This is a genomic window from Burkholderia sp. NFPP32 (assembly GCF_900119325.1).
Lineage (GTDB): Bacteria > Pseudomonadota > Gammaproteobacteria > Burkholderiales > Burkholderiaceae > Burkholderia > Burkholderia pyrrocinia_C.
Window position 1 is genome coordinate 1 of record NZ_FPJP01000004.1, and the last position, 22,942, is coordinate 22,942.

At 66.4% G+C, this 22,942-nt stretch carries 22 protein-coding genes; 10 read left to right on the forward strand and 12 right to left on the reverse strand.

Annotation, left to right across the window (positions count from 1 at the left end):
• The 7 genes from BT264_RS09300 to BT264_RS09330 all read right to left on the reverse strand — a co-directional run.
• Window positions 1-1,121, reverse strand: a 1,121-nt coding sequence (locus BT264_RS09300; RefSeq protein WP_072467035.1) for an acetyl-CoA C-acetyltransferase, incomplete at its 3' end; no start/stop codon positions are given.
• Between the two features lie 314 nt (window positions 1,122-1,435).
• Window positions 1,436-2,023 (reverse strand): TIGR01841 family phasin, encoded by a 588-nt coding sequence (phaP, locus tag BT264_RS09305; protein ID WP_072444655.1) that lies wholly within the window; start codon window positions 2,021-2,023, stop codon window positions 1,436-1,438.
• A 518-nt stretch (window positions 2,024-2,541) separates the two neighbouring features.
• Entirely contained in the window at window positions 2,542-3,306 is a 765-nt protein-coding gene (locus BT264_RS09310; protein WP_034179044.1) for a ParA family protein, read from the reverse strand.
• Window positions 3,307-3,407: 101 nt separating this feature from the next.
• Window positions 3,408-4,031 (reverse strand): DNA-3-methyladenine glycosylase, encoded by a 624-nt coding sequence (locus tag BT264_RS09315; protein WP_072444657.1) that lies wholly within the window; start codon window positions 4,029-4,031, stop codon window positions 3,408-3,410.
• On the reverse strand, window positions 4,018-4,569 hold the full coding sequence (mug, locus tag BT264_RS09320) for a G/U mismatch-specific DNA glycosylase (protein ID WP_072444659.1): 552 nt from the start codon (window positions 4,567-4,569) through the stop codon (window positions 4,018-4,020). The genes BT264_RS09315 and mug overlap by 14 nt, the downstream gene beginning before the upstream one ends.
• Before the next feature lie 120 nt (window positions 4,570-4,689).
• A complete protein-coding gene (locus tag BT264_RS09325) occupies window positions 4,690-5,241 on the reverse strand; it encodes a single-stranded DNA-binding protein (RefSeq protein ID WP_072444661.1) in 552 nt (183 codons plus the stop codon).
• A gap of 102 nt (window positions 5,242-5,343) precedes the next feature.
• Window positions 5,344-6,531, reverse strand: coding sequence for an MFS transporter (locus tag BT264_RS09330; protein WP_072444663.1), 1,188 nt, complete (start codon window positions 6,529-6,531; stop codon window positions 5,344-5,346).
• A 247-nt stretch (window positions 6,532-6,778) separates the two neighbouring features.
• On the opposite strand from BT264_RS09330, the gene uvrA reads away from it, so the two are divergent.
• A complete protein-coding gene (gene uvrA / locus BT264_RS09340) occupies window positions 6,779-9,664 on the forward strand; it encodes an excinuclease ABC subunit UvrA (RefSeq protein WP_072444665.1) in 2,886 nt (961 codons plus the stop codon).
• Window positions 9,665-9,914: 250 nt separating this feature from the next.
• A complete protein-coding gene (locus BT264_RS09345) occupies window positions 9,915-10,997 on the forward strand; it encodes an AI-2E family transporter (RefSeq protein ID WP_072444667.1) in 1,083 nt (360 codons plus the stop codon).
• Window positions 10,998-11,140: 143 nt separating this feature from the next.
• On the opposite strand, the gene purU is transcribed toward BT264_RS09345, so the two are convergent.
• From purU to BT264_RS09370, 5 genes are all read right to left on the reverse strand, one after another.
• A complete protein-coding gene (gene purU, locus BT264_RS09350; protein WP_034179051.1) occupies window positions 11,141-12,025 on the reverse strand; it encodes a formyltetrahydrofolate deformylase in 885 nt (294 codons plus the stop codon).
• Window positions 12,026-12,099: 74 nt separating this feature from the next.
• Window positions 12,100-12,954: an NUDIX hydrolase gene (locus BT264_RS09355; RefSeq protein WP_072444669.1), complete on the reverse strand. Its 855-nt coding sequence runs from the start codon at window positions 12,952-12,954 to the stop codon at window positions 12,100-12,102.
• A 5-nt stretch (window positions 12,955-12,959) separates the two neighbouring features.
• Entirely contained in the window at window positions 12,960-13,574 is a 615-nt protein-coding gene (locus BT264_RS09360) for a LysE family translocator (RefSeq protein WP_072444730.1), read from the reverse strand.
• Window positions 13,575-13,600: 26 nt separating this feature from the next.
• Window positions 13,601-14,167 (reverse strand): adenine phosphoribosyltransferase, encoded by a 567-nt coding sequence (locus BT264_RS09365; protein WP_072444671.1) that lies wholly within the window; start codon window positions 14,165-14,167, stop codon window positions 13,601-13,603.
• A 77-nt stretch (window positions 14,168-14,244) separates the two neighbouring features.
• Window positions 14,245-16,251 (reverse strand): monovalent cation:proton antiporter family protein, encoded by a 2,007-nt coding sequence (locus tag BT264_RS09370; protein WP_072444731.1) that lies wholly within the window; start codon window positions 16,249-16,251, stop codon window positions 14,245-14,247.
• A 126-nt stretch (window positions 16,252-16,377) separates the two neighbouring features.
• Between BT264_RS09370 and kdsD the strand changes: the two genes are divergently transcribed.
• The 8 genes from kdsD to BT264_RS09410 all read left to right on the forward strand — a co-directional run bounded on the left by kdsD (window position 16,378) and on the right by BT264_RS09410 (window position 22,868).
• The gene (gene kdsD, locus BT264_RS09375) at window positions 16,378-17,361 is read left to right on the forward strand and encodes an arabinose 5-phosphate isomerase KdsD (protein ID WP_034179055.1); all 984 of its coding nucleotides are present in this window, start codon (window positions 16,378-16,380) and stop codon (window positions 17,359-17,361) included.
• Window positions 17,361-17,897 carry a KdsC family phosphatase gene (locus BT264_RS09380; RefSeq protein ID WP_072444673.1) on the forward strand — a complete coding sequence of 179 codons (537 nt, stop codon included), beginning with the start codon at window positions 17,361-17,363 and terminating at the stop codon, window positions 17,895-17,897. The genes kdsD and BT264_RS09380 overlap by 1 nt, the downstream gene beginning before the upstream one ends.
• Window positions 17,898-17,900: 3 nt before the next feature.
• On the forward strand, window positions 17,901-18,515 hold the full coding sequence (lptC, locus tag BT264_RS09385) for an LPS export ABC transporter periplasmic protein LptC (RefSeq protein WP_072444675.1): 615 nt from the start codon (window positions 17,901-17,903) through the stop codon (window positions 18,513-18,515).
• Window positions 18,516-18,535: 20 nt separating this feature from the next.
• The gene (lptA, locus tag BT264_RS09390; RefSeq protein WP_072444677.1) at window positions 18,536-19,201 is read left to right on the forward strand and encodes a lipopolysaccharide transport periplasmic protein LptA; all 666 of its coding nucleotides are present in this window, start codon (window positions 18,536-18,538) and stop codon (window positions 19,199-19,201) included.
• Window positions 19,198-19,974, forward strand: a complete 777-nt coding sequence (gene lptB / locus BT264_RS09395; protein WP_072444679.1) for an LPS export ABC transporter ATP-binding protein — start codon at window positions 19,198-19,200, stop codon at window positions 19,972-19,974. Before lptA ends, lptB begins: the two co-directional genes overlap by 4 nt.
• A gap of 160 nt (window positions 19,975-20,134) precedes the next feature.
• Complete coding sequence (locus BT264_RS09400) at window positions 20,135-21,640, forward strand: RNA polymerase factor sigma-54 (protein WP_072444681.1); 1,506 nt, start codon at window positions 20,135-20,137, stop codon at window positions 21,638-21,640.
• A 159-nt stretch (window positions 21,641-21,799) separates the two neighbouring features.
• Window positions 21,800-22,159: a ribosome hibernation-promoting factor, HPF/YfiA family gene (hpf, locus tag BT264_RS09405; protein WP_006477786.1), complete on the forward strand. Its 360-nt coding sequence runs from the start codon at window positions 21,800-21,802 to the stop codon at window positions 22,157-22,159.
• A 196-nt stretch (window positions 22,160-22,355) separates the two neighbouring features.
• Complete coding sequence (locus tag BT264_RS09410) at window positions 22,356-22,868, forward strand: PTS sugar transporter subunit IIA (RefSeq protein WP_034195643.1); 513 nt, start codon at window positions 22,356-22,358, stop codon at window positions 22,866-22,868.
• Window positions 22,869-22,942: the final 74 nt, after the last annotated feature.

The following is a 22,942-nucleotide window of genomic DNA, read 5'->3' on the forward strand; positions in this document are numbered from 1 at the left end:
CCGCGCTTCGCATCGCGCTTGGCCATCTCGTGCAGCAGCGTCACCAGGATCCGGCAGCCCGACGCGCCGATCGGGTGGCCGATCGCGATCGCCCCGCCGTTCACGTTCACCTTCGACGTGTCCCAGCCCATCTGCTTGTGCACCGCCAGCGCCTGCGCCGCGAACGCCTCGTTGATCTCCATCAGGTCCAGGTCGCCCGGCGTCCAGCCCGCGCGCTCCAGGCACCGGCGCGACGCCGGCACCGGGCCCATCCCCATCACGCTCGGATCCACCCCCGCGTTCGCATACGCCTTGATCCGCGCCAGCGGCGTCAGGCCCAGCGCCGCAGCCTTCTGCGCCGACATCACCAGTACCGCCGCCGCGCCGTCGTTCAGGCCCGACGCGTTCGCCGCCGTCACCGAACCGTCCTTCGAGAACGCCGGCTTCAGCCCCGCCAGCGATTCCGCCGTCACGCCGTGACGCACGAACTCGTCGGTCGCGAACTGCAGCGGCTCGCCCTTGCGCTGCGGAATCGACACCGGCACGATCTCGTCGTTGAAGCGCCCGGCCTTCTGCGCGGCTTCCGCCTTGTTCTGCGACAACGCCGCGAACGCGTCCTGCTCTTCGCGCGTGATTCCGTATTCCTTCGCGACGTTCTCCGCCGTGATGCCCATGTGGTACTGGTTGTACACGTCCCACAGCCCGTCGACGATCATCGTGTCGACCAGCTTCGCGTCGCCCATCCGGAACCCGTCGCGCGAGCCCGGCAGCACGTGCGGCGACGCGCTCATGTTCTCCTGCCCGCCCGCGATCACGATCTCCGCGTCGCCCGCGACGATCGCGTTCGCCGCCAGCATCACGGCCTTCAGGCCCGAGCCGCACACCTTGTTGATCGTCATCCCCGGCACTGCCGCCGGCAGCCCGGCCTTGATCAGCGACTGCCGCGCCGGGTTCTGCCCCGAGCCGGCCGTCAGCACCTGGCCCATGATCACTTCGCTGACCTGCTCGGGCTTCACGCCCGCACGCTCCAGCACCGCGCGGATCACCGTCGCGCCCAGTTCAGGCGCCGCAATCTTCGCAAGCGAGCCGCCGAATTTGCCGACCGCGGTCCGCGCGGCCGATACGATCACTACGTCCGTCATGTTCAGTTCCTGCATCGAAATCAAGTTCGTCGTTCTGACGCCGGCACGAGCCGGCTGCAATTGGCGATGGCGCACGTCGGGCCATTCGGCGCGATAAGGGTCGCACGCCGCCGCGCCATGAGCAGCGTCCGGTCGCACCGGCGGCACACCGGCACGGCCCGCACATGCACCGGCACCTTGCGGCAAACCGGAGGGCCGCCGTGCACTGCGCAACACACGCGATGCACGGCGCCATCCGACGCCGATCAATCGTGTCGTGTCGCGCCTGCGCACGACACGCGCTCACGTCCGCGGTTATGTCCGCGGTTGCGCCGTTACGCGGCCGATTCGCGCGCAGCCGCTGCCGCGTCCTTGCGTGCGGCGGCAGCCGTCTGCTTGCCGCCCCGCGTGGCCGTTTCGCTGACCGCATCGAAGCCGCTCTGTGCAGCTTCGATCGCCTGACCCGTCGCTGCGCGCACGGAGTCGGCCGCTGCCGTCGCCGCGGACAGCGCCGAATTCAGTGCGGCCACCACCGGCGCCGAGCCGGCCGGCGCATGCTTCGACAGTTCGCCGATCACGTCCTTCAGGCGCTTGTCGTTCTGTTCGTATTGCGCCTGCGCGACCTTCGCCCATTCGGATTGCGTCGACACCGCGATGTCGAACAGATGGCGGCCGTACGACACGACCTTGCCGGCCGCTTCCTGCGGTACGGCCGCCTGCTGCGCGAAACCCGCGGCCGGATTGCTGCTGTTGAAGGCGTTCTTCAGCTTCTCTTCGTATTCCTCGAGCGCCGTCCGGGCTGCCTGCAGGTTGAGTTCGACGACAGCCTCGAAACCCTTGATCGCCGGACGGGCGATCGCGAACCACGCGGCGATACCGGATTGATAATCGGCGGCGAATTTTTCGGGGGCAAATACGGACATCGGGCACGCTCCTGTTGGCAATGCGAGAGACGACGTAAAGAAAAATAGAAGCCAGATCGAAAGCCGGCTTACTTATTGACAACTCTCCACTCACTTGAGCACGAGAAGTTGGAGGAAGCCATTCTAGATCGATTAATTGTCAATAAAATGGCATTAATGATAAGTGTAAACCCTTATTTCATTTCGAGCGACCGCCTGAGCCCGCGACGCGCCGATATCGCAGAGAAAAAAATACCGCGCACTCTGTCCCGTATTGCCTTTTTACCTTTTTACAACGTAGCGCATCATGACGTTGCACAACATTTACCAATTCACCGTTCCGTTTATTAGAAAACCGGCGCTCATTGAAAATGGAGCAGTCACTTATGTAATCGATTTTTCTGGATTTATTATGAAATCGTTTCCGGGATTATTAATGACAAAATCAATGATCGGATGAATTGCGGGTCGCAATGGAAAAAACCTGGCGCGGCCGTATGAAACGGCCGAGGCCGAGGCCGGCGCCGGCGTGCGGGCGATCAACCGGCCAGTTCGCGATGCAGTGCGCGGAATTCCTGGGCGAGCTTGTGCCCGGGTTCGAGATGGATCACCGGCTTGGACTGCTGATGCGACTCGCGGATCTTCACCGACGCCGACAGCCTCGACGCGAGCACCGGCAGCCCTTCGTCGACGAGTTCGTCGACCAGCCGTTGCGGAAGGCTCGCCCGTGGCTGGAACTGGTTGATGACGATCCCTTCCACCTCGAGCGCCGCGTTGTGGTCCTGCTGGATTTCCTTCACGTTCTCGAGCAGCGTGTACAGCGCGCGGCGCGAGAAATCGTCGCAGTCGAACGGGATCAGGCAGCGCTCGACCGCGATCAGCGCCGAGCGCGTATAGAAATTCAGCGCGGGCGGCGTGTCGATGTACACGGCATCGTAGGTGTCGAGTTCGTTCAGCGCGTCGCGCAGCTTGTAGATCTTGTAGCGCGATTCCAGCTTGCCGTGCAGCGTGTCGAGGTCCGGATGCGCGGGCATCACGTCGAGCCCTTCGAACGGGGTCGGATGAATGAACGACGCGACGTCGACCGGACGGAAGTTGAAGGTCAGCGCGGTTTCAAAGAAGCCGGCCACACCCGGTTGCGCATCGGCCGCGGCGTCGCCAAGCAGGTAGCGCGTGGAATTCGCCTGCGCATCGAGGTCGATGACGAGCGTGCGCAGCCCTTCGCTCGCGCTGATCGCCGCCAGGTTGCAGACGATCGTCGATTTGCCCACACCGCCCTTCTGGTTGAATACGACCCGCCGCATGGTGTCTCCTCGATCGAAACGTCGAAAGGATCAGCTTAGCCGGTCAATAATGGCGGCTGCGTGACGCAGATCGAATTACGCGCGATTGTGCGCAGCACGCATCAGGTGCGCGGGAGCGCCCCCGACACATATCGATTGCCGGGCACGCTCCATCGCCACGGGAAATCCTTGCCGACGCGAATGCCGATGCGCAGCCCGCCCGCCAGATCGGTGGGCGGCGCCATGCCGTCGTCCACGACCGCGAACCCTTCGCGCGCGCCGACCAGATCGACGCCATCCTGGGCGCCGCCGATCCCCATCGCCTGGGTCAGCCGCGCCGGCCCGCGGCACAAATCGCGATCGCGCGTCAGCGGCGGCCGTGCCGCACGCATCTGCTCGAGCCCGTGCAGCGGTTCCAGCGCACGGATCAGCACGCCCGTTCCCATGCCGTCCGGGCCGCACACGCAATTGCAGCACCAGTGCATGCCGTACGTGAAATAGACATACAGGTGCCCGGGCGGCCCGAACATCGTCGCATTGCGCGGCGTCTTGCCGCGATAGGTATGCGCCGCCGGGTCGATCGCGCCGGCATAGGCCTCCACTTCGACGATGCGGCCGGCCCGGCCGTCGGCTGCCGCGAGGATCTTGTTGAGCAGTTGCGGCGCGACGTCGGTCGCTGCGCGATCGAAGAACGCACGCGGCAACACGGTGCCCGGCCATGGGGATGCCGTCTTACCGAGTCGCATCCGGCCGCCCCTCCGGCTGATGACCGGAAGCGGTCCTCGCGTGCAGATAAAGCTGACGGTACGCATCGACCAGATCGTCGAGGCCGAACGCAAGATTTCTCCCGCTGGGATTGGGCAGCACCCAGACGCTCGCGCGCTGCATGCGCGCCGGCTGCAATCCCCACGCGATTTCGCGTTGCCCCGAGAGCGCCGAGTACGCCGCCTTGCCGAGAAACGCGACAAAGCGCGGCCCATAATGCGCTACCTTCTGTTCGAACTCCGCCGCCGCGGCGAGGAATTCCGCGCGCGAAAGCTGATCGGCACTCGCGGTCGGCCGCTTGACCACCGCCGTCAGGCCACAGCCGTACCGGAGTATCGCGCGATCGTCCTGCGGAGGAATTTCCGTTGGCGTGAAACCCGCGAGATGAATCACGCGCCAGAAGCGATTGGCTCTCCCCGCGAAGTGATGCCCGGTTGCGGCGGCGGTCATGCCGGGGTTGATCCCGCAGAACAGCACGTCGAGATGTGCAGCGATGAGGTCGGGGAGTTCGTCAGCCACGGTTCGCCTGGAGTGCGACGTACAAGGACGTAAACGAAGAAAGGCCCGAAGACCCGGGCCAAGCAACCGGCTTGACTCGGACATTCGGGCCCATCGTGATGCGGGATGCCGACTTGCCGATCAGAACGGAATATCGTCGTCCATCTCGTCGAAACCGCCGCCTGCCGGTGCGCTCGGACGGCTCTGCGCGCCGCCGCCAGCACCGCCGCGCGCCGCACCGCCGGCACGACCGCCGCCGCCACCGGCGCGTTCCGTCTGCTCGCCGCGGCCGCCACCGCCGCCACCGTAGCCGCCGCCGTAACCGCCTTCGTCACCGCCGCCACCACCGCCCGCACCGCCGCGGCCACCGAGCATCTGCATCTGGTCGGCGACGATTTCGGTCGAATAACGATCCTGGCCGTCCTGGCCTTGCCACTTGCGCGTGCGGATGCGGCCCTCGATATAGACCGACGAACCCTTCTTCAGGTATTCGCTGACGATTTCCGCCAGACGACCGAAGAACGCGACGCGATGCCACTCGGTCATTTCCTTGAAATCGCCGCTTGCCTTGTCCTTGTAGCGGTCGGTCGTCGCGAGACGGATGTTCGCAACCGCGTCGCCGCTCGGCAGGTAACGGACTTCAGGATCGGCGCCGAGATTGCCGACGAGGATGACCTTGTTGACGGATGCCATGTGTTTCTCCAGTAAATTCGATGCCGGGCCGCCCGCGCATGCGTCGGAGCGGCCCGCCGGGCAAGCCGGCGAACGCCGCCGGTGCCTGCCCGAAAATTGGGTTCAGGCCTTGCGCGGCGGCGCTTTCATGCTGGCCGCGATTATAAGCCACGCGGCAACCAGCCCTGAGCACGCGTAAAACACGGTGTTCGCGCCGCCGTGCTTCAGCAGCCAGCCGCCCGCGATGCCGCCGAGCGCGAGCCCGATCGACTGCGTGGTGTTGTACACGCCCGTGGCCGCGCCCTTGCGCGAACCCGGCGCGAGCTTCGACACGAGCGACGGCTGCGACGCTTCCAGGATGTTGAACCCCAGGAAGTAGACGAACAGGATCGCCGCCACAATCAGGATGGTATGCGGCGCGCTGCCCAGCAGCAATTGGCCGATCAGGATAGCCAGAATGCCGCCGAGCAGCACCGGCTTCATCTTGCCCCGCTTTTCCGCGACGATGATCGCCGGGACCATCATCACGAATGCGAGCCCCATCACCGGCAGGTAGACCTTCCAGTGCGCGGCGACCGGCAGCCCGCCGTCGACGAGCAGGCGCGGCACGACGAGGAACAGCGCCGTCTGCGTCGCATGCAGCACCAGCACGCCGAAGTTCAGGCGCAGCAGCTCGACGTTGTGCAGCACCTCGGCGAACGGCGCGGGCACGTGCACGGGCTTCGCCGCGTCGGGCACGATCCACACCACGACGCCGATCGCGAGGATCGACAGCACGCCGACGATCGTGAACAACCCGCTCATCCCGACCCAGTGGAACACGATCGGCGCGCCGACGATCGCGACCGCGAACGACACGCCGATCGAGCCGCCGACCATCGCCATCGCCTTGGTACGGTTCTGCTCGGAAGTCAGGTCGGCGATGAACGCGAGCACCGCGGACGACACGGCGCCCATCCCCTGGATCACGCGGCCGACGATGATCCACGTGATGTCGTGCGCGAACGCGGCGACGAAGCTGCCGATCGCGAAGATCACGAGGCCCGTGGCGATCACCGGCTTGCGGCCGAACTTGTCGGACGCCCAGCCGTAGAAGATGTAGAACAGCGACTGCGTGACGCCGTAGGCCCCGAGCGCGATGCCGACGAGCAGCACGTTGTCGCCGCCCGGGATGGTTTTCGCGTAGACCGAGAACACCGGCATGATCATGAACAGGCCGAGCATGCGCAGCGCGAAGATCGCCGCGAGCGACGTGGTCGCGCGCAATTCGGGCGCGGTCATGCGGGAAGACGTGGCGGACGGATTGGACATCGGGAATGAATTTCGAATGATCGGAATGTCCGCCCGGTAACGGGCGGCGGAAGATCAGGACCGGCGGGCGACGTATCGGGGCAGGATTCGGCAGCCTGCAGGCCACCCGGAACCGCGCGGCGCGACCGCTTTCCCCGGCGCAGGCGCCGCCTTGCTGCCACCTGCTGTAAAGGCTGGGGACCCCGAACGACGGTCTCGAAAAGCCGTTATAGTAGCAGGTTTGGTTCCCTCCATTTTCGCCAGGTTCATGGAACAGATCCGTATCCGTGGGGCACGTACCCACAACCTGAAAAACGTCAATCTCGACCTGCCGCGCCACAAGCTGATCGTGATTACCGGGTTGTCAGGGTCGGGCAAGTCGTCGCTTGCGTTCGACACCCTTTATGCCGAGGGCCAGCGCCGCTACGTCGAAAGCCTGTCCGCCTATGCCCGCCAGTTCCTGCAGTTGATGGAGAAACCGGACGTCGACCTGATCGAGGGCCTGTCGCCCGCGATCTCGATCGAACAGAAGGCGACGTCCCACAACCCGCGTTCGACCGTCGGCACGGTCACGGAAATCCACGACTACCTGCGACTTTTGTACGCACGTGTCGGCACGCCGTACTGCCCCGACCACGACATCCCGCTCGAGGCGCAGAGCGTGTCGCAGATGGTCGACGCCGCGCTCGCGCTGCCCGAGGAAACCAAGCTGATGATCCTCGCGCCCGTCGTCGCGAACCGCAAGGGCGAGCACGTCGAGCTGTTCGAGGAGATGCAGGCGCAGGGCTTCGTGCGCTTTCGCGTGCGCTCGGGCGGCGGCACCGCGAACGAAGGCGTCGCGAAGATCTACGAGGTCGAGTCGCTGCCGAAGCTCAAGAAGAACGACAAGCACACGATCGACGTCGTCGTCGATCGCCTGAAGGTGCGCCCGGACATGAAGCAGCGCCTCGCCGAATCGTTCGAGACGGCGCTGCGCCTCGCCGACGGCCGCGCGATCGCGCTCGAGATGGATACCGACCACGAGCACCTGTTCAGCTCGAAGTTCGCGTGCCCGATCTGCTCGTACTCGCTGCAGGAGCTCGAACCGCGCCTGTTCTCGTTCAACAACCCGATGGGCGCGTGCCCGGAATGCGACGGCCTCGGCCAGATCACGTTCTTCGACCCGAAGCGGGTCGTCGCGCACCCGTCGCTGTCGCTCGCCGCGGGCGCCGTGAAGGGCTGGGACCGCCGCAACCAGTTCTACTTCCAGATGCTGCAGAGCCTCGCGGCGTTCTACGAATTCGACATCGACGCCGCGTTCGAGGATCTGCCGGAAAAAATCAGGAAGGTGCTGCTGTTCGGCTCGGGCAAGCAGACGATCCCGTTCTCGTACATCAACGAGCGCGGCCGCACGACGATCCGCGAGCACGTGTTCGAAGGGATCATCCCGAACCTCGAGCGCCGCTACCGCGAAACCGATTCGGTCGCGGTGCGCGAAGAACTGTCGAAGTACCAGAACAACCAGCCGTGCCCGTCGTGCGAAGGCACGCGCCTGCGTCGCGAGGCGCGCCACGTGCGGATCGGCACGGGCGACTACGCGCGCGGCATCTATGAAATCAGCGGCTGGCCGCTGCGCGATGCGCTCGGCTATTTCGACGGGCTGACGCTCGAAGGCGCGAAGCGCGAGATCGCCGACAAGGTGATCAAGGAAATCGTCGCGCGCCTGACGTTCCTGAACAACGTCGGCCTCGACTACCTGTCGCTCGAGCGCAGCGCCGAGACGCTGTCGGGCGGCGAGGCGCAGCGGATCCGGCTCGCGTCGCAGATCGGCTCGGGCCTCACGGGCGTGATGTACGTGCTCGACGAGCCGTCGATCGGCCTGCACCAGCGCGACAACGATCGCCTGATCGGCACGCTCAAGCACCTGCGCGACCTCGGCAACTCGGTGATCGTCGTCGAGCACGACGAGGACATGATCCGCACGGCCGACTACGTCGTCGACATGGGCCCCGGCGCGGGCGAGCACGGCGGCGTGGTGGTGGCCGAAGGCACGCCGAAGCAGGTGCAGTCGAACCCGCAGTCGCTGACGGGCCAGTACCTGCTCGGCAAGCGCACGATCGAGTATCCGGACGAGCGGATCGCACCCGACGCCGAGCGGATGCTGCGCATCGTCGACGCGCACGGCAACAACCTGAAGCATGTCGATCTCGAGCTGCCGGTCGGCCTGCTGACCTGCATCACCGGCGTGTCGGGCTCCGGCAAGTCGACGCTGATCAACGACACGCTGTACCACGCGGTCGCGCGCCATCTGTACGGTTCGTCGGCCGAGCCGGCGCCGCACGAGGCGATCGAGGGCCTCGAGCACTTCGACAAGGTGATCAACGTCGACCAGTCGCCGATCGGCCGCACGCCGCGCTCGAACCCCGCCACGTATACGGGCCTGTTCACGCCGATCCGCGAGCTGTTCTCGGGCGTGCCGACCTCGAAGGAGCGCGGCTACGATCCGGGCCGCTTCTCGTTCAACGTGAAGGGCGGCCGCTGCGAATCGTGCCAGGGCGACGGCGTGCTGAAGGTCGAGATGCACTTCCTGCCGGACGTCTACGTGCCGTGCGACGTGTGCCACGGCAAGCGCTACAACCGCGAAACGCTCGAAGTGCAGTACAAGGGCAAGAACATCAGCGAAGTGCTCGACATGACGGTCGAGCATGCGTACGAGTTCTTCAGCGCGGTGCCGGTCATCGCGCGCAAGCTGAAGACGCTGCTCGACGTCGGCCTCGGCTACATCCGCCTCGGCCAGTCGGCCACGACGCTGTCGGGCGGCGAGGCGCAGCGCGTGAAGCTGTCGCTGGAGCTGTCGAAGCGCGACACGGGCCGCACGCTGTACATCCTCGACGAGCCGACCACCGGCCTGCACTTCCACGACATCGCGCTGCTGCTCGAGGTGATCCACCGGCTGCGCGACCAGGGCAACACGGTCGTGATCATCGAGCACAACCTCGACGTGATCAAGACGGCCGACTGGGTGATCGACCTCGGCCCCGAAGGCGGCGCCGGCGGCGGCCAGATCATCGCGCAGGGCACGCCCGAACAGGTCGCGAAGACGAAGGCGAGCTTCACCGGCAAGTACCTCGCGCCGCTGCTCAAGCGTCCGACCCGCAAGGTCGCGGCCGGCTGACGCGCTTTCGGCCCTCCCGGCCCTTCCCGCGCGCGGCCGCCCGGCCGCGCGCGTCCTTTCGCGGTAAGCAGCCCCCTCGTTTTCCCTTCTGCGTTTACACGACGCGCCAAACGGCCCGTTTGCGGACCATAATGGCAGCTATACTTTACGGTCGTAAGGTTCGCCTTCCGCACCAATCCGGTGCGACGCCGGGCGAACCCGGCTCTGCCGCGCGCTGTGCGGCATGACACACGAACGACAGGAATCCACGATGGAGAAGCAACAAGAGTCGCGCGATGCGCAGAGCCGCGAGCCGCACCTGCGCAGCGTGCGGCTGACGAGCGACTTCAGCCTGCCGAAGCTGTCGGCACTCGAGATCGGCAGCTATCTCTTCACGCTCGTCACGATGTGGCTCGTCCTCGAGCTCAAGCTGCTCGGCGGGTTGCTGGCCGGCCTGCTCGTCTACCAGCTGATCCACACGATCGCGCCCGTGATCGAACGCCACACGACGAGCATGCGCGCGCGCTGGGTCGCCGTCGTGCTGCTGGCGATCGCGATCGTCGGCGGGCTCACGGGCCTGACGATCGGCATCATCGAGCATTTCGAGCACACGGTGCCGAACCTGCAGAGCCTGCTCGGCCAGTTGATGCAGATCGTCGAGCAAACCCGCGCGCGCACGCCGGCGTGGATCGCGAACCTGCTGCCGGTCGACGTCGAGCAGATGAAGACCAAGGCGGCCTTGCTGATGCACTCGCACATGGACCAGCTCCAGCAGAGCGGCAAGAGCGTCGCGCGCGGCTTCGGCCACGTGCTGTTCGGGATGATCATCGGCGCGATGATCGCGATCGGCGTCGAGCACGGCAAGGTGCGCCGGCCGCTGTCGACCGCGCTCGTCACGCGCGTGTCGCGCTTCTCCGACGCGTTCCGCCGGATCGTGTTCGCGCAGATCAAGATCTCGGCGATCAACGCGACGTTCACGGGCATCTACCTGCTCGTCGCGCTCCCGATCTTCCACGAGCGGCTGCCGCTGTCGAAGACGCTCGTGCTCGTCACGTTCATCGTCGGCCTGCTGCCGGTAATCGGCAACCTGATCTCGAACACGCTGATCGTCGCCGTATCGCTGTCGGTCAGCATGGGCACCGCGATCGCGTCGCTCGTGTTCCTCGTCGTCATCCACAAGCTCGAATACTTCCTGAACGCGAAGATCATCGGCGGCCAGATCGAGTCGCGCGCGTGGGAGCTGCTGCTCGCGATGCTGATCATGGAGGCCGCGTTCGGGCTGCCGGGCGTGATCGCCGCGCCGATCTTCTATGCGTATCTGAAACGCGAGCTGTACCTGCTGCGGCTGATCTGAAACCCGCGTCTCAGGCGACAAAAAAACGCCGCGCCCCGTAAAGGAGGCGCGGCGTTTTTGTTTCCGGGGACTGCCGATCGGCGGCCGGCGATCCGGGGGGCGGCCAACCGGCGGCCGGCCAACCGGGGGCCGGCCGATTCAGATCAGCGGAACACGACCGTCTTCGTTCCGTTCAGCACGATCCGGTGCTCGACGTGCCACTTCACCGCGCGAGCGAGCGTCACGCACTCGACGTCGCGGCCGATCGCGGTCAACTGGTCGGGCGTCATGCTGTGGTCGACGCGCTCGACTTCCTGCTCGATGATCGGGCCTTCGTCGAGATCGGTCGTCACGTAGTGCGCGGTCGCGCCGATCAGCTTCACGCCGCGGTCGAACGCCTGGTAGTACGGCTTCGCGCCCTTGAAGCTCGGCAGGAACGAGTGATGGATGTTGATCGCGCGCCCGGCGAGCTGCTGGCACATGTTCGGCGACAGGATCTGCATGTAGCGCGCGAGCACGACGAGATCGGCCTGGTGCTCGTCGATCACCTCCAGCACGCGCGCTTCCTGCGCGGCCTTCGCGGCATCGGACGAACCGCCGATCAGCGGGAAGTGATGGAACGGGATGTTGTAGCTCGCGGCGAGCTGGTAGAACTCCTTGTGGTTCGACACGATCGCCGGGATCTCGATCGGCAGCTGGCCGGTGCGATAGCGGAACAGCAGGTCGTTCAGGCAGTGGCCGATCTTCGACACCATGATCACGACGCGCGGCTTCACGGCCGCATCGTGCAGTTCCCAGCGCATCGAGAATTGCTCGGCGAGCGGAGCGAATTCCTTGCGAAGTGTGTCGAGCGCCGACGCGGCATCCGTGCCGTTGCCGTCCTGCTCGAAGTGCACGCGCATGAAGAATTCGCTGGTGCGGCTGTCGCCGAACTGCGCCGAATCGAGGATGTTGTTGCTGCGCTCGAACAGGAAGCCCGAGACCGCGTGGACGATGCCGTGCCGGTCGGGGCACGACAGTTTCAAGATAAAGCTGTGATCGGTCGGCATGACCGCTACTCCCTTTGTTTCCGTATTCGTCAAATTACCCGTTCGCGCCGCCGGACTGCGCGTCGCGGCGCGCGTCACGCGGCCGGTGCGAACAGCGCGTCGATGCCTGCCGCCTCTTGCGCCGTCAGCCAGCGATGGCGCAGCAGCGTGTCGAGCGTCGCGAGGCTCGCGTCCATCGTCGCGCGGCCTTCGCGCAGCCAGCCGATCACCTCGGGTACGCCGGCCAGCAGATGCTCGGCCACTTCGCCGTCCTGGTTGCGCGGCGCGAAGTCGTGCGGCAGCGGCAGGTCGTACACGAAGATCAGTTCGGACTGCGTGCCTTCCGGCAGCGAGCACAGCACCTGCACCGCGCGGCCCGCGATCGCGCGTGCCGCGAGTTCGGCCGGAATGCCGGCTTCTTCCCAGCACTCTTTCGCGAGCGTCTCGTGAACGCCCAGGCCCCAGCCGATGCCGCCCGCGACGACGTTGTCGAGCATGCCGGGGTCGGTTGCCTTGGTCGCGCTGCGGCGGCCGAGCCACATCTGCGGCACGGCCGCAGCTTGCGTAGCCGCATATTCTACGATGCCGTTCAGATGCACCGCATAAGTCTGCGTCCCGAAGAACCGCGACGCGGCGCGCTCGATATACGCCAGCGGCGCATCGTCGAAGCGATTGCGGATCGCGTAGATCTCGTCGCGCCAGCCGGGAATCGCGCCTTCGGCCGCGAGCGCGCCGATCGCGCTCGCCAGCGCCATGCTGCGCGCGTCGACCGAGTCGTAGCGCGCCGACAGCACGACGCGCTCGCCGGTCAGCTCGAACACGTCGGGCCAGCGCGCAAGCTTCGCGACATCCTGACGGCGCACCCAGCCGACCGCCTGGCCGGCGATCTCGAAGCGCAGGTGCACGGCCGGATCGAAGCGGCGCGCGGCCGCGATGCACGGAAACGTCATTGCCGTCAGTCCTTCAGCGCGACACGGATGCCGATCGCGATGAACGTCGCGCCGGCGATCCGGTCGAGCCACACGCCGGCCTTCGGGCGGCGCTTCAGCCATGCACCGATCATCCCGGCGCCGACGCCGAACAGCGAGAAGATCGCGGCCGTCTGCAGCATGAACAGCGCGCCGAGCTCGAACATCTGCAGCGTTACGCTCTGCGCGCCGTGCGGATCGACGAACTGCGGCAGGAACACGACGAAAAACAGCGTGACCTTCGGGTTCATCAGGTTGCCGATCACGCTCTGCCGGAAGATCGTGCCGAGCGGCTGCGGCGGGCGCGCGTGCGCATTCGCGAGGCCCTGGCTGCGCAGCGCCTTGATGCCGATCCACACGAGGTACGCGGCGCCCGCGAGCTTCAGGATCTCGAACGCGATCGGCGACGAACGCAGCACGGCCGCGACGCCGAGCGCCGCGAGCGTCGTGTGGAACAGGATCCCGGCCGTGAAGCCGAGCGCGGCAACGAAGCCGGCCGCGCGGCCCTGCGAGATGCCGCGCGCGAGCACCTGCAGGTTGTCGGGCCCCGGCGCGAACGTGATCGCGATCGACGTGGCGAGAAACAGCATGAAGTTGGGCATCTTGACCTCGCGGTGTAAGCCGGCGTTCAATGGCCGGCGAATTCGGTAACGGTATAGACGGGCAGTCCCGCGTTGCGCAGCAGCGTGGAACCGCCGAGATCGGGCAGGTCGATGATCGCCGCGCCTTCGACGACCACCGCGCCGAGCCGCTGCAGCAGGTTGCGCCCCGCCATCATCGTGCCGCCGGTCGCGATCAGGTCGTCCATGATGATCACGCGGTCGCCGGGGCGGCACGCATCCTCGTGGATCTCGACCGTCGCGCTGCCGTATTCGAGGTCGTACGATTCCGAGCGCGTCTTGTACGGCAGCTTGCCGACCTTGCGGATCGGCACGAAGCCGGCGCTCAGCTCGTACGCGACGATCGGCGCGATGATGAAGCCGCGCGCATCGAGGCCCGCGACGTAGTCGAGCTTCGCGTCGACATAGCGCTCGACGAACAGGTCGACGAGGATGCGCAGCGCCTTCGGGCTCTGCAGCAGCGTCGTGATGTCGCGGAACATCACGCCCGGCTGCGGCCAGTCGGGCACCGTGCGGATCTGGCTGTGGATGAAGGCGACCGGATCGAGCGGCGCGCCCGACGACGAATGCGGCATGAAACTCTCCGAAAAAAACGGTGCGCGAAGATCGGGCACCGTTTCGAAAAATACGGGTCGGGTTATTGAATCGGCGCTCACGCGGCCGCGGCCGGCGGATCGCGCCGATGGCGCGACAGCCGCTCCTCCGCGAGCGCGAGCGCCTCGGGCAGCCCGCGCAGCACGACGATGTCGCTCGCGCGCAGCTTGGTCTGCGGATCGGGCTCGACGCCGCGGATACCGTGCCGGCGGATCGCCGTGACTTCCAGCCCGAGCGCATACAGCCCGAGTTCCTCCAGCGAGCGCCCGACCGCGTCAGCGCGCGCATCGACCGGCACCGATTGTAGCCGCACCTGCTCGTGGTCGTCGTCGTCCGCGTCGTCCGCGCCGCGGAAATAGCCGCGCAGCAGGCTGTAGCGCTCGTCGCGCATTTCCTCGACGCGCCGCACGACCTTGCGCATCGGCACGCCGACCAGCACCAGCGTATGCGACGCGAGCATCAGGCTGCCCTCGACGATCTCCGGAATCACCTCGGTCGCGCCAGCGGCGAGCAGCTTCTCGAGATCGGCATCGTCGACGGTGCGCACGATCGCGGGCAGCGTCGGCTCGAGCTCGTGCACGTGGTGCAGCACGCGCAGCGCGGACGGCGTGTTCGCATAGGTGATCGCCACCGCCGCCGCGCGGTGGATACCGGCCGCGAGCAGCGACTCGCGGCGCGCCGCGTCGCCGAACACGACCGATTCGCCGGCTGCCGCGGCCGCGCTCACGCGGTCCGGGTCGAGGTCGAGCGCGACATATGAAATGCCTTCCTGTTCGAGCATGCGCGCCAGGTTCTGGCCCGCGCGGCCGTAGCCGCAGATGATCACGTGGCCGCGCTGCTTCAGGCTTTGCGTCGCGATCCGCGTCATCTGCAGCGACTGCTGCATCCATTCGGTCGACGACAGCCGCATCACGATCCGGTCGGCGTTCTGGATCAGGAACGGCGCGGCGAGCATCGACAGCAGCATCGACGCGAGGATCGCCTGCAGCAGCGTCGAATCGACCAGATGGCGGTCGAGGATCAGGTTCAGCAGCACGAAGCCGAATTCGCCGGCCTGCGCGAGGCCGATGCCCGTGCGCATCGCGACGCCCGGCGTCGCGCCGAACAGCCGTGCGAGCCCGGCGATCATCGTCCCCTTGAACAGGATCTGCCCGACGAAGAAGCCGAGCACGAGCAACGGATGCTCCCAGATCACGCGCGGATCGAGCAGCATCCCGGTCGTCACGAAGAACAGGCCGAGCAGCACGTCGCGGAACGGCTTGATGTCCTCCTCCACCTGATGGCGGAACGGCGTCTCGGAGATCAGCATCCCCGCGATGAACGCGCCGAGCGCAAGCGACAGGCCGAACTTGTCGGTGATGAACGCGGCGCCGAGCGTGACGAGCAGCAGGTTCAGCACGAACAGCTCCTGCGAGCGGCGCCGCGCGACGACGTTGAGCCAGCGCGTCATGAAGCGCTGGCCGATGACCAGCAGCAGCGTGAGCGCGATCACGATCTTGACCGCCGCGAAGCCGAGCGTCAGCGCGAGATCCTTCGACGATTCGGCGCCGAACGCGGCGATCACGATCAGCAGCGGCACGACCGCGAGATCCTGGAACAGCAGCACGCCGAAGATGTTGCGGCCGTGCTCGGTCTCGATCTCGAGACGTTCGGCAAGCATCTTCGACACGATCGCCGTCGACGACATCGCGAGCGCGCCGCCGAGCGCGACGGCGCCCTGCCACGTGATGTGCACCCAGCGCTCGAACAGCGCGCCGAGCAGCAGCGCGAGCACAAGCGTCGCGACGACCTGCAGCAGCCCGAGACCAAACACGAGCCGCTGCATCGACCTCAGTTTCGCAAGCGAGAATTCGAGGCCGATCGAGAACATCAGGAACACCACGCCGAATTCCGCGAGATGCTCGGCGCGCTCGAGATCCGCCGCAATCCCGAGCGCGTGCGGGCCGACCAGGATGCCGACGGTCAGGTAGCCGAGCATCGGCGGGAGGTTCAGCGAGCGGAATACGACGACGCCCACCACCGAAGCCAGCAGCAGCATGAGCGTCATTTCGAGCGGGGAAATCACGGGCGAAGCGTCCTCGTTCGTCGGGGCCACCGCGAAGCGGGCGCGATGGCGTAGCGTGGGATAGGCGACATCGGACGAGTCCGAAGGCCCGGCGCGGCGAACAAACGCCTTTGCTATACTCCGCGCATGATAGCGAAAATCAATGATGATCGGGCGCTCGCGCTCGCCCGCGACGTGCTCGACATCGAGGCGGACGCCGTGCGCGCGCTGCGCGACCAGCTCGACGGCGGCTTCGTCCAGGCCGTCGCGCTGCTGCTCGGCTGCCGCGGCCGCGTGGTGGTGTCCGGTATCGGCAAATCGGGGCATATTGCCCGCAAGATCGCGGCAACGCTGGCCAGCACCGGCACGCCGGCCTTCTTCGTCCATCCTGCCGAGGCCAGCCACGGCGACCTCGGGATGGTCACCTCCGACGACGTCTTCATCGGCATCTCCTATTCCGGCGAATCGGAAGAACTCGTCGCGATCCTGCCGCTCGTCAAGCGGATCGGCGCGAAGCTGATCGCGATCACGGGCCGCGCGGAGTCGAGCCTCGGCACGCTCGCCGACGTGAACCTGAACGCCGCGGTCTCGAAGGAAGCGTGCCCGCTGAACCTCGCGCCCACCGCGAGCACGACCGCCGCGCTCGCGCTCGGCGACGCGCTCGCCGTCGCGGTGCTCGACGCGCGCGGCTTCGGTTCGGAAGATTTCGCACGCTCGCACCCGGGCGGCGCGCTCGGCCGGCGCCTGCTCACCTACGTGCGCGACGTGATGCGCTCGGGCGACGACGTCCCGTCCGTCGGGCTCGACGCGACGCTGTCGGACGCGCTGTTCCAGATCACCGCGAAGCGCCTGGGCATGACGGCCGTGGTCGACGCCGACGGCAAGGTCGCGGGCATCTTCACGGACGGCGACCTGCGCCGCGTGCTCGCGCGCGACGGCGACTTCCGCACGCTGCCGATCACCGACGTGATGACGCGCAACCCGCGCACGATCGGGCCGGATCACCTGGCGGTCGAGGCCGTGGAACTGATGGAGCGCCACCGGATCAACCAGATGCTGGTGGTCGATGCCGACGGCGCGCTGATCGGCGCGCTGAACATGCACGACCTGTTTTCGAAGAAGGTGATCTGATGAGCGCAGCGCTGACTGCGGCCGAACGCGCGAGCCGCGTGAAGCTGATGATTTTCGACGTCGACGGCGTGCTGACCGACGGCGGCCTGCTGTTTACTGCGGCCGGCGACGCGATGAAGTCGTTCAATTCGCTCGACGGCCACGGCGTGAAGCTGCTCGGCGAAGCCGGCATCGCGACCGCGATCATCACGGGCCGCCGCTCGGAGATCGTCGCGGCGCGCGCGAAGGAAATGAAGATCGCGCACCTGTTCCAGGGCGTCGAGAACAAGCTCGCGGTGTTCGCCGACCTGATCGCATCGCTCGGCCTCACCGCCGACGCGTGCGGCTACATGGGCGACGACTGGCCCGACCTGCCGGTGATGCTGCGCTGCGGCTTCGCGACCGCGCCCGCGAACGCGCACCCCGACGTGATCGCCCGCGCGCACTGGGTGGCCGAGGCCCGCGGCGGCCACGGCGCCGTGCGCGAAGTCTGCGACGCGATCCTGCGCGCTCAGCGCCGCTACGACGCGCTGCTCGCGGCCGCCTGCGGAGCCTGACGGATGAATACGCATTTCCGCTGGACCCAGCTGCTGCCGCTCGCCGCGGTCGCCGCGCTCGCGGGCATCACGTGGTGGCTGCTGCAGGCGACGCTGCCGCCGCCGGGCGAAGGCATCGCGCAGCCGAAGCGCCATACGCCCGACTATTTCGCGGACAACTTCTCGGTTACCGAACTCGACCAGTCCGGCACGACGCAGTACCGGCTGACGGCCGCGAAGCTGGTCCATTACGAAGACACCGAAAACAGCGACCTGGCCGATCCGGCCATGCGCGCATTCCAGCCCGGCAAGCCGGTCGTGACGACCACCGCGAAGCGCGGCACCGTCAACGGCGACGTGTCGATCGTCGATTTGTACGACGACGCGCGCATCCTGCGCGCGGCCGGCGGCGGCGATCCGCAAATGCAGGCCGATTCCCAGCATTTCCGGATCTTCGTCAATGACGATGTGATCCAGACCGAAAAGCCGGTTAAACTTCAGCGCGGCCTGTCGCTCGTCAACGCGACCGACGGCATGAAGTACAACAACGTCACCCGGGTCATCGAGCTTTACGGCAACGTGCGCGGCACGATCGCCGCGGCGGACACGTCCGGCGGCTCGAAAGGTCAACCCAAGTGACGCTTCCCTCACGTGACTGCATGAACGAACCGTTCCCTCGACAGATTTCCGGCGGCGCTGCGCGCGCCGTCCGCGCCGCGCTCGCCGCGACGCTCGTGGCGCTCCCGTTGATCGGGCTGGCGCCGCTCGCCCATGCCGAGAAGGCCGACCAGAACAAACCGATCAACGTCGAGGCCGACAACCTGACCTATGACGACCTGAAGCAGGTCACGGTCGCGACCGGCAACGTCGTGATCACGAAGGGCACGATCATCATCAAGGGCGACCGCGTCGAAGTGCGCCAGGATCCGGAGGGCTATCAGTATGCGACGTCGTTCGGCAGCGGCAAGAAGCACGCGACGTTCCGCCAGAAGCGCGAAGGCCTCGACGAATACATCGACGGCGACGCCGAGCGCATCGACTACGACGGCAAGCAGGACCTGACCACGCTGACGACCGCCGCGACCGTACGCCGCCTGCAGGGCACGTCGACCGTCGCGGACACCGTGCACGGCAGCGTGATCACGTACGACGGCCAGCGCGACTTCTACACCGCGAAGGGCGGCAAGGACATCGCCGCGCCCGGCAACCCGAACGGCCGCGTGCGCGCGATGCTGTCGCCGAAGAACGGCGGCCCCGCGCCGCTGACCGGCGCGCCGGCGAAGCTGTCGCCGTCGACCACGATCCAGGGAGCGCCGGGCCAATGAACGCGCTACCGAACCGCCAGCCGGCCGGCACCACGAGTTCGCTCGTCGTCCGCAACCTGAAGAAGCGCTACGGCTCGCGCACGGTCGTCAAGGACGTGTCGCTCGACGTGAAGAGCGGCGAAGTCGTCGGCCTGCTCGGCCCGAACGGCGCCGGCAAGACCACGTCGTTCTACATGATCGTCGGCCTCGTGCCGCTCGACGCTGGCGAGATCTCGCTGAACGGCAGCTCGATCAGCCTGCTGCCGATCCACAAGCGCGCGTCGCTCGGCCTGTCGTACCTGCCGCAGGAAGCGTCCGTGTTCCGCAAGCTGACCGTCGAGGAAAACATCCGCGCGGTGCTCGAGCTGCAATACGGCGAAGACGGCAAGCGGCTGTCGAAGGACGCGATCTCGTCGCGCAGCGAAGCACTGCTCGACGAGCTGCAGATCGGCCACCTGCGCGAGAACCCTGCGCTGTCGCTGTCGGGCGGCGAACGACGCCGGGTCGAAATCGCGCGCGCGCTCGCGACCAACCCGAACTTCATCCTGCTCGACGAACCGTTCGCCGGCGTCGACCCGATCGCGGTGCTCGAGATCCAGAAGATCGTCAAGTTCCTGAAGCAGCGCAACATCGGCGTGTTGATTACCGATCACAACGTCCGTGAAACGCTCGGCATCTGCGACCACGCCTATATCATCAGCGACGGCTCGGTGCTCGCCGCCGGCGCGCCGAGCGAAATCATCGAAAACGAAAGCGTGCGCCGCGTGTATCTCGGCGAGCACTTCCGCATGTAACTTCCTCCTCGTGGCTGGCTGCACCCCGCCCGGCATGGCCGCGCGGGGCCGCGCCCCGCTTCGCGGCCATGCCCGCGGCCGGGCGGCGCGCCGCGCGTAATCGCGGATGGCTCAACGCGCCTGGGTCGTGGCAAACTGCCGGTATGACTCCCTCCTTGCCATGAAAGCCAGCCTCCAACTCCGCCTGTCGCAACATCTGGCGCTGACGCCGCAGCTACAGCAGTCGATCCGGCTCCTGCAGTTGTCGACGCTCGAATTGCAGCAGGAAGTCGCGATGGCAGTCGCGCAGAACCCGCTGCTCGAGAACGACGACGAATGGATCGTGAGCCCGCTGCGCGTCGCGTCGGACGGATCGCTGATCGCGCAGACGCCTTCCGGCCAGAATACCGAGCCGGCCCCGGCAAACAGCAGCAGCACGTCGGGCGATCGCGCGGAGCGCGACGAACCGGCCGGCGCGGACGAGTACGACGGTTACGCGTCCGGCGACGGCAACGACGGCCCGCAATGGAATCTCGACGAATTCGGCCGCTCGAGCGGCGCGTCCGACGACGACGACCTCCCGCCGCTGCAGGTGCAGGAAGCCGCGACGTCGCTGCGGGACCACCTGTCCGCACAGTTGCGCGTCACGCAGGCCGGCCCGCGCGATCGCGCGCTCGTGATGTTCCTGATCGAATCGCTCGACGACGACGGCTACCTGACCGCCACGCTCGACGAAGTGCTCGCCGACCTGCCGCCCGAGCTGGAGATCGACTGCGACGAACTGAATGCTGCACTCGCGCTGCTGCACAGCTTCGACCCGGCCGGGGTCGGCGCCCGCTCGGCATCCGAATGCCTGAAGCTGCAGCTGCTGCGCCTCGATCCGTCCCCGACGCGCACGCTCGCGCTCGAGATCGTGTCGCAGCATCTGGAACTGCTCGCCGCACGCGACTTCACGCGATTGCGCAAGCACCTGAAGGCGAGCGACGACGCGCTGCGCGACGCGCACGCGCTGATCCGCTCGCTCGAGCCGTTCCCCGGCGCCGCGTACGGCAAGGCCGAGGCCGACTACGTCGTGCCCGACATCATCGTGAAGAAAGCCGGCCAGGGATGGCTCGCGGAGCTCAATCCGGAGGTCGTGCCGCGCCTGCGGATCAACAACCTCTACGCGAACATCCTGCGCAACAGCCGCGGCGATCCGTCGACCGGTTCGCTGAAACAGCAGCTTCAGGAAGCACGCTGGCTGATCAAAAACATCCAGCAGCGTTTCGACACGATCCTGCGTGTCGCACAGGCTATTGTCGAGCGTCAGAAGAATTTCTTTGCGCACGGTGAAATTGCCATGCGCCCCTTGGTTTTGCGGGAAATAGCTGATACGCTGGGCCTACACGAGTCGACTGTCAGCCGTGTGACAACCGGGAAGTACATGCTGACCCCGTTCGGGACGCTTGAATTTAAGTACTTCTTCGGATCTCACGTTTCGACCGACACCGGTGGCGCCGCCTCGTCGACAGCCATCCGAGCCCTCATCAAGCAACTGATAGGAGCTGAAGACCCAAAATCGCCACTTTCGGACAGCCGCATTGCCGAGCTGCTGGCAGAACAGGGTTTCGTGGTCGCGCGCCGCACGGTTGCCAAATATCGCGAAGCCCTCAAGATCCCGGCAGTGAATCTGCGCAAGTCTCTTTAGGCCTGCTGCCTGCCCGGCGGCAGGCGTGTTCCGGCCACCGCGCACACGGGGAACAGGCCGGGCGACCTGTCCGCGATACACCGCCTCTGTGCGGCACGGGCAAGTCGGCCGGAGCGCCGCCTCGATGCGGCCGGGTGGTCACTCGCTTGGAGAAGCACTATGAACCTGAAGATCAGTGGACATCATCTCGAAGTCACGCCTGCAATTCGCGAATACGTGATCACCAAGCTGGACAGGGTGCTACGGCATAGCGATCAGGTGATCGATGGCACTGTGATCCTCTCGGTCGACAATCACAAGGAAAAGGACAAGCAGCAGCGCGCGGAAATCAATCTGCACCTGAAGGGCAAGGACATCTTCGTCGAAAGCGCGAACGGCAACCTGTACGCCGCGATCGATCTACTGATCGACAAGCTGGATCGCCAGGTCGTCAAGCACATGGAGCGCCTGCAAACGCACGCGCACGACCCGATCAAACTTCAACCGTCGATCGACCAGATCGAACTGCCGCCGCAATAACCGTCACCGCAACACGCACGCCGCCCGGTTCGCCGGGCGTTTTTTTTGCGACTCCGCGCCCGTGGTGCGACCGGTCCGTCCATGCTGCGCCACGCACGCGGCTGTGCTCTATAATGTCCCGGTTATCGCCGGGGGGCGTTGGGTGCGGTAGCTGCGTTGCAGGTTGCCGATACCAAATGCCTTGATATCGCCGAACATGGAAAATCAGTCTGCCGCCGCAAGGAGACCCCAGGCCGCCCAATCGCCTGCCAACATGAATCGCCTAGCCAAAATCCTGCCCATAGAGAACGTCGTCATCGACCTCTCGGTCACCAGCAAGAAACGCGTGTTCGAACAAGCCGGGCTGATGTTCGAGAATCAGAACGGCATCGCCCGCAGCACCGTCACGGACAACCTGTTCGCGCGCGAGCGCCTCGGCTCGACCGGGCTCGGCGAAGGCGTCGCGATTCCGCACGGGCGCATCAAGGGTCTCAAGCACCCGCTCGCCGCGTTCGTCCGGCTCGCCGATGCGATCCCGTTCGAAGCGCCCGACGGCCAGCCGGTCGGCCTCCTGATTTTCCTGCTCGTCCCCGAGCAAGCCACCCAGCAGCATCTCGAAATCCTGTCGGAAATCGCGCAACTGCTGTCCGATCGCGACGCGCGTGAGCGTCTGCACAACGAAACGGATATCGCCGAGTTGCATCGCCTGCTCACTCAGTGGCAACCTTGAGTTGATCCGGGCGGAATATTTTCCCGTACGAGGCGGCACGCGCCGCCGTCCAGGGCCGCCCGGCGCCGGCCCGG